This window comes from Phenylobacterium sp. (assembly GCF_044371015.1).
Classification (GTDB): Bacteria; Pseudomonadota; Alphaproteobacteria; order Caulobacterales; family Caulobacteraceae; genus Phenylobacterium.
Window position 1 is genome coordinate 1 of the sequence record NZ_JBILUK010000093.1, and the last position, 11,608, is coordinate 11,608.

The window sequence follows — 11,608 nt, forward strand, 5'->3', positions numbered from 1 at the left end:
GCGCCCCGCCTTCTTTGCCGCGTCGACCACGGCGGCGAGGTCGGCCGACGAGGTGACCGGCCGGCTGTTGGCCAGGGTGATTACATCTCCCCGGCGCATGCCCTTGGTACCGGCGTCGGACGACTGATCGACGGTGTCCACCACCGCGCCGCGCACTTCAGGCGGGAGATTGAGACGCGTGCGGGCGGCCGGGTCGAGCGGGCTCAAGGCCATGCCCAGCACCGGTGCGCTTGCCGCCGTGGAGCCGCCCGATGGTGGCCGACCCGGGCCGCCGCCTTGTCCATCCACCTGGGCGAGTTCTCGCTCGGAGGGCCGAACGCCGGATCGCACCTCGATGATGCGGCGCTTGCCTTCGCGGATGATGTCGAGCCGCAGCGTGTCACCCCCGCGCACGCGGGCCACCTGACGGGTAAGGTCGGACGAGCTTTTGACTGCCACGCCATTCACGCCCACTACAACATCGCCGATCATCACGCCGGCGCGTTGCGAGGGGCCGCCAGGCGCCAGGTCGGCGACGATGGCGCCCTTCTGGTCCGCAAGGCCCTGGGCCTCGGCCATCTCGGCGGTGAAGTTCTGGATCGTGGCGCCGATGTAACCACGCTCGATCTTGCCGCCGTTGATCAGTTGCTTGGTGACATTGTCGGCAACCTCGGCCGGAATGGCGAAGCCGATGCCGACCGATCCCCCGGACGGCGAGAAGATCGCGGTGTTGACGCCGATCACCCGGCCATAGACGTCAAAGGTGGGGCCGCCGGAATTGCCCCGGTTGATTGGCGCGTCGATCTGAATGTAGTCGACGAAGGTCTCACCGATGTCGCGTCCATAGGCGGAGACGATACCGGCGGTGGCGGTGCCGCCCAGTCCGAAGGGATTCCCGACAGTGAACACCCAGTCGCCGACGCGCGGCTTTCCGGCATCCTCGAAGCTGACAAATGGGAACGGGCCGCGCCGATCCTTCACCCTCAGGACGGCCAGATCGGTGCCTTCGTCGCGGCCCACGACCTCGGCGTCGAGTTCGGTCTCATCCTTCAGGACGACCTTGATCGATTCAGCATTCTCGACGACGTGGTTGTTGGTGACGATGTAGCCGTCGGCCGAAATGAAGAAGCCCGATCCCGCCGATTGCTGCGGCGCGCCGCGCGGTTGGCCGCGCTCGCCTGGGCCGCCCGGGTCATCACCCTGCCCGCCCTGGGGTCCACGCGGGATGGCGAACGGTAGGCCGGGGAACTGGCGCAGGCCGGCATTGGCGTCCGGCCGGCTTGTGACGTTGATCGACACGACGGCCGGCGAAACCCGCTCAAAGATATCGGCGAACGACATCGGCGCGCCGGGCGGGGGCGCGAAGATGGGCGTGGTCGAGGCCTTGATCAGGCCGCCCGCCATCGGCGGCGGAGCCGGGCTATCGGACTGCACGATGCTTGCGCCGGCGACGGCGGCGGCGAGCACGCCTACACCGGCCACAGCACCCAGAAGGAAACCTTTGGTCTTCGACGTCATCGGCATCTGTCTTCCCTGCGCGGGCGGTCACATCGCGACGCGCTTTATGAAACTAGGGCGGATGCACCGAAGTGCAACGCCCCTCAAGTTACGTTTAGGTCACCAGGCGCTTGGCAACACGTCCAATGTGCGGCGGCAATCGGGCGCCCGATCAACTGCCGCTGCTGACCGCACGCATCTGGCCGTAGGAGGGCTGTTCTCCGTCGCCGCGCCACTCCCCCTGCTCCTTGAGCGCGTCGGCCACTTCCTTGGGCATGTAGGTCTCGTCGTGCTTGGCCAGCACCCGCTTGGCCTCGAATACGCCATCGGCGCGATACGAGCCGTCCGCCACGATGCCCTGCCCTTCGCGGAATAGGTCCGGCAGTTCGCCCTGATAAACCACGCGGTCGGCGGCGATCTTGTCGCGGATGGTGAATTCGACCCGGCCGTCAGTGTGGCGGACCACCGATCCCGGTGCGACCAGCCCGCCCAACTGGACCGCCCGGCCCGGCGGCGGATCGGCCTCAGCGGCCTGGGCGGGGGTATAGAACAACGATATGGCGCTACGGGAGGCCCAGAGCGAGAGCCCGACCGCCACTGCTACCACCGGCGTAATCACGGCCATCAGGAGCAGGCGGGTTCGGGCCTTGCGGGACTTGGGCAACCAAGACATTCGGGCATACTCCGGAACGCGCGGGCGCACCCGCCGGACAAATGGACCGCCCCCAGATAGTCAAGCCGATCCCCGCGCGCATCCCCGGACGCACGCGGAGCCGACGTCACGATGCTCAGCGCTTCTTGCGCGGCGCCTGACGGCCACCCTGGCCGAGGCCCATCTGCTTTGCGAGGTCCGAGCGCGCCTTGGCGTAGTTGGGGGCCACCATCGGGTAGTCCTTGGCCAGGCCCCACTTCGCCCGATAGTCCTCGGGGCTCATGTTGTACTTGGTGCGCAGGTGGCGCTTGAGCGACTTGAATTTGCGGCCGTCCTCCAGGCAGATCAGGAAGTCGGGAGTAATTGACTTGCGAACTGAGACCGCTGGTTCCTTGAGCGGCTCCGGCGCCGCTTCCGGCGCGCCTGTGATGCCCGACAGCGCGCGGTGCACGCTCTGAATCAGGTTCGGAAGTTCAGCGGCCGAGACACTGTTGTTGCCGACATAAGCGGAAACAATATCCGCCGTCATTTCGATCACGTCCGTCTTGTCGTCCATTGTCTCTGTGTTCCGCAGGTTGAGGCGCCATTGATCCGACGCGTGAGTCACAAGATCAGTGCGCGCTGATTATCGGTAAGGGTGATCGCGCACAACCGCGAAATAAACAGCGCTCGCGCGCCTTGTCGCAAAACAAGACGCGCGACCGATTTCAGGTCTTGCGGCGGCTATAGTCTCGCCCGATCAGATTAGATCCATCGGATCAGAACCACCAGGCTCGCCTCTTTGAATTTGCCGCATTTTCTGCGCTGAACCAGCTTCCACTTCCGCGGAGGGCGCTCTAGCTAAAGGTCGGCGCCGTCCAGTGGGGCCACAGATCCGGCAGATCCTTTGAGACTTTGTCGGGATAGACGGGCGGGCGCTTTTCGAGGAAGGCGGTGACGCCCTCGGCGGCGTCGCCGGAACGGCCGCGGGCCTGGATGCCACGGCTGTCAGCGCGGTGGGCTTCCATGGGGTGCGACGCGCCGGCCATCCGCCACAAGAGCTGGCGGGTTACGGCCACAGACACCGGCGCGGTATTGTCGGCGATCTCGCGGGCGATGGCGCGGGCGGCGGGCAACAGGTCGTCGGGAGCATGCACCGAGCGGACCAATCCCTTCTCCAGCGCCTCAGAGGCCGGGAAGATGCGGCCCGTGTAACACCACTCGAGCGCGGTCTGGACGCCCACCAACTTGGGCAGGAACCATGAGGAGCACGCCTCCGGGTTGATCCCTCGCCGCGCGAACACGAAGCCATAGCGCGCGGTGTCCGACGCAAGCCGGATATCCATGGCCAGCTGCATGGTCACGCCCACGCCGACGGCCGCCCCGTTACAGGCGCTGATCACCGGCTTCAGGCTGTCGTAGATTCGCAGCGTCAGCAGGCCGCCGCCGTCCCGCTGCACCCCCTCGCGCATACGCGCCTCTCGATGCAGGGCGTCGCGCGCATCGTAGTTGAAGGTCGCCGCGCCGGCCGACAGGTCCGCCCCGGCGCAGAACGCCCGGCCCGCACCCGTAATGATTACGGCGCGCACATTGTCGTCCCCATCAGTCTCGTCGAACGCCGAGATCATCTCGTTCATCATGGTGGTGTTGAACGCGTTCAGCTTGTCGGGCCGATTGAGCGTGATCGTGGCGATCCCGTCCTCGACGGAATAGAGCAGGGTCTCGAACGTGGGCATATGGCTCTTCCTCGTGATGTCTATTGGCCCAGTTCGGCGAGGTTGACGGTTGGGAGGTCAAGGCCTGTTTGGGCCATGCGCCCGGTCGGCGCTATGGTTCGTTTGGGGAGATCACGATCATGACCAGCATGACCAATAGTCTGCCGGCGTCGGGGGGCCGAGACAGGGGCTTTTTCCTGGGTGGCGCCATCGCCATGACCTTTGTCCTGATGGCGGGTTTCTCCCTCCAACTGGCTATGGGTCGATCAAGCTTCGCCGCGCCGTTGTATGTCCATGCGCATGCGGTCGTGTTCATGGGCTGGGTTGGCATCTACCTGCTGCAAAACATCTTCGCAGCTACCGGCCGCACGGCGCTTCACCGGCAGCTGGGCTGGATCGCCGCCGGGTGGGTCTTTCTGATGCTGATTGCGGGCTGCGTGGTCACCTTGGCCATCGTGCAGCGCGGCGCGGCGCCGTTCTTCTTCCGGCCACTGCATTTCCTGGTCTTCGACACAGTGTCGCTGTTTACCTTTGCGGGTTTGACAGCGGCTGCGATTACGCTGCGTCGCGAGACCGACTGGCATCGGCGTCTGCACTTCTGCGCCATGGCGATGCTGCTAGGTCCAGGCTTCGGCAGACTGCTGCCCATGCCGCTGCTGACGCCTTGGGCGTGGGAGGCGACGTTGGTCGCCTGCTTGGCCTTCCCATTGGCAGGTATGGTAGCCGACCTGCGCCGCAACGGCCGTGTCCATCCGGCTTGGTTCTGGGGCGTGGGCGCCCTACTTGTGTCGGCCATGGCGATCGAGGCGATCACCTACAGTCCTGTGGGCGATGCCATCTACCGTGCTGTGACCGCCGGAACTCCGGGCGCCGTCGTCGCTCCCCTCGAATTCCCGAAGCCACCCGGCCCTCCCGCTTGACGCACCCGACGTCAAGGTTTGCTACTCCGCGCCAAAGAGGGTGGCCCCTAGACCGCCAGCGGGAGTGACAGCATGCATCCGACCGTCCACGCCAAGACCCATCCGGACCGCCCGGCCTACATTATGGCCGGCACCGGAGAGACGGTGACATATGGCCAACTTGAAGCGCGCTCGAACCAGGGCGCGCAGCTGTTCCGATCGCTGGGGCTCAAGGCCGGCGACGTGATCGCGATCTTCCTCGACAACCACCCGCGCTATTTCGAGATCGCCTGGGCGGCGCAGAGGTGCGGGCTCTACTACACCTGCATCTCCTCTAAGCTGACCGCCGGCGAGGTGGAGTACATCGTCGGCGATTGCGGCGCCCAGGTGCTGATCACTTCGGCCAGCGTAGGACCTGTGACCGAGGAGCTGCCCGGCGTGCTGCCGGCCTCGGTCAAGCTCTATATGGTGGGTGAGGCGCGCGCGCCGTTCGCCGACTTCGAGGCCGCCCGCGCGGCCTTTCCGACCACGCCCGTCGCCGACCAGACGGCCGGATCGGACATGCTCTATTCCTCGGGCACCACCGGCCGACCCAAGGGGATCAAGCCGATGCTGACCGGCCTGCCCATCGATGAGCCCTCGCCGCTCGCCGCCATGTCACGGGCGATGTTCGGCTTCCCCGATCCCTCGACCTATATCTCGCCGGCGCCGCTCTACCATGCCGCGCCCCTGCGCTGGACCATGGGCGTGCATCGCAATGGCGGCACCGTGGTGGTGATGGAGAAGTTCGATCCTGAGCAGATGCTGGCGAACATCGAGCGCTACAAGTGCGACTGCGGCCAGTTCGTGCCGACCCATTTCGTGCGCTTGTTGAAGCTGCCGGAAGAGGTGCGGAAGAAGTACGACATCTCCTCGATGGTCTCGGCCGTGCACGCCGCCGCGCCCTGCCCGATCCCGGTGAAGGAGCAGATGATCGCGTGGTGGGGACCGATCATCCACGAGTACTACGCCGGAACCGAGGGCAATGGCTTCTGCTACATCTCGGCCGCCGAGTGGCTGACCCACAAAGGCTCGGTCGGCCGCGGCCTGACCGCAGAGGTCAAGATCTGCGACGACGAGGGCGAACCCGTGCCGCCGCGCACAGAAGGCGTGGTCCACTTCGCTGGTGGCCCGCCACTGAGCTACCACAACGCCCCTGAAAAGGTCGCCGAGAACACCAACAAGTACGGCTGGACGACGCTGGGCGACGTGGGCTGGGTGGATGAGGAGGGCTATCTCTACCTCACCGACCGCAAGAGCTTCATGATCATCTCGGGCGGCGTGAACATCTATCCTCAGGAGATTGAGAATCTGCTGATCGGCCACCCGAAGGTCGCCGACGTGGCCGTGGTCGGCGGGCCGCACGAGGAGATGGGCGAGCAGGTCATCGCGGTGATCCAGCCCGCCGACTGGGCGGAAGCCGGCGAAGCACTTCGCGACGAACTGATGGCTTATGCCAGAGCGAACCTCAGCCACGTAAAGTCGCCCCGTAAGCTCGACTTCATGCAGGAGCTGCCGCGTCATCCGACCGGCAAGCTCTACAAGCGTCTGATCCGCGACGCCTATTGGGGCAAGGAAGGCTCCAAGATCGTCTGACCCAAGGAGCCCGACATGGCCGCCTACCTGCTGGCTGAAATCGAAATCACCGATCCAGCGGGGTTCGACGTTTATCGGCGGGACGTCGGCGAGGTGATCAATCACTTCGGCGGCCGATATCTGGCGCGCGGTGGGGCGGCCGAGGTGTTGGAGGGCGACCGTGCGCTCCGACGCATTGTGTTGCTGGAGTTCCCGGACATGGGGGCGCTCAAGGCCTTCTACGCCTCGCCGCAGTACGAGCCGCTGCTCAAGCTTCGGATGAGGAGCGCCAACACAGATGCGCTGATCTTCGAAGGGGTCTAGCCCCCTCGCCAGCGCGCGTTCAGGCGGCTAAAGCGCGGGCCATGGCCAACCTGATTGATCCTGTCGAGCTCACCCGCGACCTCATCCGCCGCCCCTCGGTGACGCCCGCCGATGCGGGCGCCATGGACGTTGTCGAGCGGACGCTCTTGGGCCTGGGCTTCGCCTGCCGGCGGATGAAGTTCGGGGAAATCGAAAACCTCTATGCGCGATGGGGAACCGCGCGGCCGAACCTCTGCTTCGCGGGCCACACGGATGTGGTGCCGGTGGGCGACGCCGGGGCCTGGTCCAGGGACGCCTTCGCGGCCGAGATCGTCGACGGCGTGCTGCTCGGCCGGGGCGCGGTCGACATGAAGAGCGCCATCGCCGCCTTCACCGCCGCCGCCGGCGAGGCCATCGCGGCGGGTAGGGTCACAGGCTCCATCTCGTTCCTGATCACCGGCGACGAAGAAGGCGTGGCCACCCACGGAACGAAGCTGGTGGTCGAGGCCCTGGCCGCCGAGGGCGAGATCATCGACCACTGCGTGGTAGGCGAACCCACCTCTGCCGAGACCTTCGGCGACATGGTCAAGGTCGGCCGGCGCGGCTCGATTAACGCCGATATCCTTGTCGAAGGCGTCCAGGGCCACGTGGCCTATCCGCATCGCGCGGCCAATCCCGTGCCGGTGCTGATCCGGCTGCTGTCGGCCCTGCAGAGCCGCAAGCTCGACGAAGGCTTTCCGGAATTCCAGCCCTCGAACCTGGAAGTCACCATGATCGAGGCGCCCAACACCGCCACCAATGTGATCCCCGGCGTGGCGCGGGCTCGGCTCAACATCCGCTTCAACCCCAGCCATACAGGCCAGCAACTGGCCGACTGGTTCGACATCGAGGCCTGGCGCGCCCAGGGCGACTTCCCCGGCAAGATCACTGTGACCAGCAGCATCAGCGGCGAGGCGTTCCTCACCGAACGCGGCGACTTCACCGAGTTGGTCGCCGCCGCCGTGGCAGATGTGACCGGCGCACCACCCGAACTCTCGACCTCGGGTGGGACGTCGGACGCCCGCTTCATCCGCGCGCTCTGCCCGGTGATCGAGGTAGGACTGGTGGGCAAGACCATGCACCAGGTGGACGAACGCGCGCCGGTCGAGGAGATTCGCACCCTGCAGCGGGTCTATGCGCGGATCCTGGCGCGGTACTTCGCCTGACCCAACCCCTTCCGCGTCATGGCCCGGCTCGTCCGGGCCACCCATGATCTCCGTTTCGGCCGATAGATCGCAGCGGCTCCGAACCCCCTCGGAATCGCCGAGCGAAATGGATGGCCCGGACAAGCCGGGCCATGACGTTTCCGTTTTTGGTTTCGAACAGGAAGAGGCGAGTAACCCTCAATCCGCCTCGAACGCCCAGGCCCGGATCAGCTGGTGGGCGATCGCCATCGGCTGGGGGCAGAAAGCGCCTTCAATCTCGCCGGACAGTAGGGCGCGAGCCTCGGCGCGGGTGAACCAGCGGACTTCCGAGAGCTCAGTCTGATCCGGCGCGGCCTGATCGTCGGCCACCTCAGCGATCAGCCCGATCATCAGTGACGAAGGATAAGGCCAGGGCTGGGTCGAGTGATAGCGGACACGCACGGTCTTCAGCGCCGCCTCTTCGGCCAGCTCGCGGGCGCAGGCCTCCTCAATGCTCTCACCCGGCTCCAGGAACCCGGCGAGGGCGGAATACATGCCCTTCGGCCACGCTTCCTGGCGGCCCAGCATGCATCGGCCCTCGTGGTGCGCCAGCATGATCACCACCGGATCGGTGCGCGGGAAATGCTCGGCCTGACAGGACGGGCACTGACGCTTCCAGCCGCCCTCACGCGGCTCCGACGGCTGGCCGCAAGCGGCGCAGTAGCCGTGCTTGCGCCGCCACTCGAACATGGCCTTGGCGGTGGCCAGGATCGCCGCGTCGGGCCCAGGCATCTGGGCTGCCAGCAAACGCAGGTCCTTGAACTCGCCGAGCCCCTGCAGCGGACCGTTAGCGGGATCGGCCGGGCCCTCCAGGTCGACCGCGAAGATCGCCGTCTCGTTCCAGAGCCCCATGAACAGCAGCCGTTCCGGCCCGCCGGCTAACTCGCCGACCAGCTTGGCCGGCAGATAGGCTACCTGCCAACCGCCGTCCTTGGTTTTCTCCACGAACGGGCGACCATTCCAGAGCGCGATACCCAGGCTTTCAGACGAAGCCAGCTGGCCCTCGAGCCAGTCGGTGTCGCCTCGTCGCTCGCTGGCGCGGTTGAGCGGGTTGCCGGCGAATGTATTGCGGAAGACATCGAGGGTCATGCGCCTTCCATAACGGTCCCCGCCGCCGCATCAAGCCGGAGGTAGACCTACAGAGGCGCGCAGGTCGATAGGTTGACCGGCGGGGCCCCTTCGCGGCTCCAGGTCGTTCCGGTCTTGGTGAAGACGGCGAAGGCGGAGCCGGACTTACCCGTCGACCCGTCGGCGTTCCGGCCGGCGAAGGTCATGGCGGCGACGAGCTGGGCGGTGACGCCGCGCCCGGTCTCCTCGGGCGTGATCTCCTGGGCGGCCTTACACATAACCTGGAAGTCCTGGCAGCCTTTGCCGTCAACCTTGGTGGCGCAGGCAGGATGCTCGGCCTCCAGCGCCCCGCGCCAGACCAGGATCTGGGAATCGAGGCCCGCATAGGGATCGCCAGCGTCAGTGGCGCCGCCAGCAGGCGGCGTGCAGGCGGCCAGCAGGACCGGAACGAGGGCGGCGGCGAGTAGACGGCGCAAGGAAGGCTCCAGGGTTCGTAACGTCGGCGGCTGGCATAGCCGAAGGATCAAGGCGGCGGTGTGACCAATAGAGCGCGGTCGGTTCGAAACGCGCCGCCGCTCAGTTCGCGGGCGCCACCTCGGTCATGGTGGGGCCGATCTCATCGTGCAGGACCAGGTCGGCGACCGCATCCAGCTCCGTGGGCTCCCGGTTGAGGATCGCCAGCGCCGCGCCGTTGCGCTTGGCCAGGATCGGAAACCCCGCGGCCGGGTAAACTGCGAGCGAGGAACCCATCACCAGGAACAGGTCGCAGGCAAGGGTCTCAGCCTCGGCCCGCGCCATCGGCCCGGCGGGCATCGACTGTCCGAAGGAGATAGTTGCGGTTTTGACGATGCCGCCGCAGGCGCGGCAACAGGGCAGATCGCCGGTGGCCGCCCAGAGCGCCTTGAGATCGTCCAGCTCGTGCCGCAGCGCGCACTCCAGGCAGGTCGCGTAGCTGGCGTTGCCGTGTAGCTCGATCACCTTTTCCGCCGGGACGCCCGAGTTCTGGTGCAGGTTGTCGACGTTCTGGGTAATGACGCTGGACGCCTTGCCCGAGGCGACGAGACGGGCCACCGCGTGGTGGCCTGCGTTGGGCTCGCGCCCTGTCCAGCCGGCGCGACCGGCGAAGGCCCGCTCCCAGGCCTCACGGCGCCGGGCCTCATCGGAAACGAAGTCCTGAAAATAGATGGGCTTCATTTTGCTCCAGACACCGCCGGGACTGCGGAAGTCGGGGATCCCGCTCTCGGTCGAGATGCCGGCGCCGGTAAACACCACCATCCGCTGCGCATCGGCGATCAGTCGGGCGAGATCGGCGCGGCCGGCCACGGCGCGGATCAGACCTGCGGGATCAGATAGCGCAGCGCCCCCTGGATCAGGAGGATCACCACGATCGGCGACAGGTCGATCCCGCCTAGGGGCGGGATGAACCTTTGGAAGGGCGCCAGCACCGGCCGCGTCACGCCCTCCAGCGTGCGCACCAGACTGTAGACGAAGCCATTGCGCACATTGATGACGTTGAACGCCACGAGCCACGACAGGATCGCGCTGATGATGATCGCCCAGACGAGCAGTTCGAGCAGCGCCCGTACGATGAAGATGACAAAGGCCAAGGGGTCCATGTTCGCGGCTTCTAGCGGGCTTTGGCGGGCGGGCAAAGGCGGTCAGCGGAAGCGGCTTGACAGAAGAAGGCCCCTTCGCCTTATTCCGCGCCTTCCTGGGTGATCCCTGGGGGCCGTAGCTCAGATGGTAGAGCGCCTCGTTCGCAATGAGGAGGTCAGGGGTTCGATTCCCCTCGGCTCCACCAGGAAGCCTTCCGTCTGCAGAAAGGGACACTGGTCCCTCAGCCTAGACCGAGCTCCGCCCTCGCCTTGCGGGTGAGCTTGGCGGCCATCAGACCGTGGGCGTTCATGATCCAGTCGGCGGCGTCGGTGGGGTCAAGGTCGTCGAGCGGCACGTTCACCCAATGGCCCTTGGCGAAGTAGGGCGCCTGGCGGCCGGGGCCGCCGGCCGTGGTCAGCACTTCGAAGCCGATCGGCGTAACCTTGAACGAGAGCCCTCCCGAAAGCCCGCAAACCGCGAACACCTTGCCGCCCACCTTGTAGACGTCGCTGTCGCCCCACTGGACCACATGCGTGGTCGCCGGCAGGGCCAGCGCCAGAAGGCCGATCTCCTCGCGGGTCACGCTGGCCGCCGCCTCAGGCCGGGGCGCCCAGGCCGACGGGGCACGACACGCCCGTGCCGCCGATGCCGCAATAGCCGCCCGGGTTCTTGGCCAGGTACTGCTGGTGATAATCCTCGGCGAAGTAGAACGGCCCGGCCGGTTCGATCTCGCTGGTGATTCGCCCGAAGCCACGCTTCGAAAGCTCGGCCTGATAGGCGTCGCGCGAGGCCAATGCCTGCGCCGCCTGTTGATCGCTCATCGTGTAGAGGCCCGAACGGTACTGGGTGCCCACGTCATTACCCTGGCGCATGCCCTGGGTCGGGTCATGGTTCTCCCAGAACAGCTTCAGAAGCTCGGCGTAGGAGGTTAGCTTGGGGTCGAATACCACCAGCACGGACTCCGTATGGCCGGTGCGGCCGGAACACACTTCCTCATAGCCCGGGTTGGGGGTCAGGCCCTGCTGATAGCCAACTGCAGTGACCCAGACGCCCGGCGCCTGCCAGAAGATCCGCTCGACCCCC

Annotated in this window: 14 protein-coding genes and 1 tRNA gene; 5 read left to right on the forward strand and 10 right to left on the reverse strand. The window is 66.4% G+C overall.

Annotated features, from left to right (window positions below; translation table 11 throughout):
- The 4 genes from ACIQ3R_RS09580 to ACIQ3R_RS09595 all read right to left on the reverse strand — a co-directional run.
- Window positions 1–1,497, reverse strand: a 1,497-nt coding sequence (locus ACIQ3R_RS09580) for a Do family serine endopeptidase (protein ID WP_397417778.1), incomplete at its 3' end; no start/stop codon positions are given.
- 151 nt (window positions 1,498–1,648) lie between these two features.
- Window positions 1,649–2,149, reverse strand: coding sequence for a cytochrome c maturation protein CcmE (gene ccmE, locus ACIQ3R_RS09585; protein WP_397417780.1), 501 nt, complete (start codon window positions 2,147–2,149; stop codon window positions 1,649–1,651).
- A 115-nt stretch (window positions 2,150–2,264) separates the two neighbouring features.
- Complete coding sequence (locus ACIQ3R_RS09590; protein WP_397417782.1) at window positions 2,265–2,684, reverse strand: MucR family transcriptional regulator; 420 nt, start codon at window positions 2,682–2,684, stop codon at window positions 2,265–2,267.
- 280 nt (window positions 2,685–2,964) lie between these two features.
- A complete protein-coding gene (locus ACIQ3R_RS09595; protein WP_397417784.1) occupies window positions 2,965–3,843 on the reverse strand; it encodes a crotonase/enoyl-CoA hydratase family protein in 879 nt (292 codons plus the stop codon).
- A gap of 119 nt (window positions 3,844–3,962) precedes the next feature.
- Here ACIQ3R_RS09595 and ACIQ3R_RS09600 point away from each other — a divergent pair, with 119 nt between their 5' ends.
- From ACIQ3R_RS09600 to dapE, 4 genes are all read left to right on the forward strand, one after another.
- Window positions 3,963–4,742: a hypothetical protein gene (locus tag ACIQ3R_RS09600; protein WP_397417786.1), complete on the forward strand. Its 780-nt coding sequence runs from the start codon at window positions 3,963–3,965 to the stop codon at window positions 4,740–4,742.
- Between the two features lie 72 nt (window positions 4,743–4,814).
- Window positions 4,815–6,356, forward strand: coding sequence for an acyl-CoA synthetase (locus ACIQ3R_RS09605; protein ID WP_397417788.1), 1,542 nt, complete (start codon window positions 4,815–4,817; stop codon window positions 6,354–6,356).
- A 15-nt stretch (window positions 6,357–6,371) separates the two neighbouring features.
- The gene (locus ACIQ3R_RS09610) at window positions 6,372–6,659 is read left to right on the forward strand and encodes a DUF1330 domain-containing protein (protein ID WP_397417790.1); all 288 of its coding nucleotides are present in this window, start codon (window positions 6,372–6,374) and stop codon (window positions 6,657–6,659) included.
- A 41-nt stretch (window positions 6,660–6,700) separates the two neighbouring features.
- The gene (dapE, locus tag ACIQ3R_RS09615; RefSeq protein WP_397417792.1) at window positions 6,701–7,843 is read left to right on the forward strand and encodes a succinyl-diaminopimelate desuccinylase; all 1,143 of its coding nucleotides are present in this window, start codon (window positions 6,701–6,703) and stop codon (window positions 7,841–7,843) included.
- Between the two features lie 177 nt (window positions 7,844–8,020).
- Here dapE and nudC read toward each other — a convergent pair whose 3' ends face one another.
- From nudC to ACIQ3R_RS09635, 4 genes are all read right to left on the reverse strand, one after another.
- Entirely contained in the window at window positions 8,021–8,950 is a 930-nt protein-coding gene (gene nudC / locus ACIQ3R_RS09620) for an NAD(+) diphosphatase (protein ID WP_397417794.1), read from the reverse strand.
- Between the two features lie 47 nt (window positions 8,951–8,997).
- Entirely contained in the window at window positions 8,998–9,405 is a 408-nt protein-coding gene (locus ACIQ3R_RS09625; RefSeq protein WP_397417796.1) for a hypothetical protein, read from the reverse strand.
- 100 nt (window positions 9,406–9,505) lie between these two features.
- Window positions 9,506–10,252, reverse strand: coding sequence for an SIR2 family NAD-dependent protein deacylase (locus tag ACIQ3R_RS09630; RefSeq protein ID WP_397417798.1), 747 nt, complete (start codon window positions 10,250–10,252; stop codon window positions 9,506–9,508).
- 8 nt (window positions 10,253–10,260) lie between these two features.
- A complete protein-coding gene (locus ACIQ3R_RS09635) occupies window positions 10,261–10,545 on the reverse strand; it encodes a YggT family protein (protein ID WP_397417801.1) in 285 nt (94 codons plus the stop codon).
- Between the two features lie 109 nt (window positions 10,546–10,654).
- Between ACIQ3R_RS09635 and ACIQ3R_RS09640 the strand changes: the two genes are divergently transcribed.
- Window positions 10,655–10,730: transfer RNA gene (locus tag ACIQ3R_RS09640), tRNA-Ala, on the forward strand.
- A gap of 36 nt (window positions 10,731–10,766) precedes the next feature.
- Here the strand turns inward: ACIQ3R_RS09640 and ACIQ3R_RS09645 are convergent.
- Window positions 10,767–11,108, reverse strand: coding sequence for an MmcQ/YjbR family DNA-binding protein (locus ACIQ3R_RS09645; RefSeq protein ID WP_397417803.1), 342 nt, complete (start codon window positions 11,106–11,108; stop codon window positions 10,767–10,769).
- Between the two features lie 13 nt (window positions 11,109–11,121).
- The coding region (gene msrA, locus ACIQ3R_RS09650; protein WP_397417805.1) for a peptide-methionine (S)-S-oxide reductase MsrA at window positions 11,122–11,608 on the reverse strand (487 nt) is incomplete at its 5' end.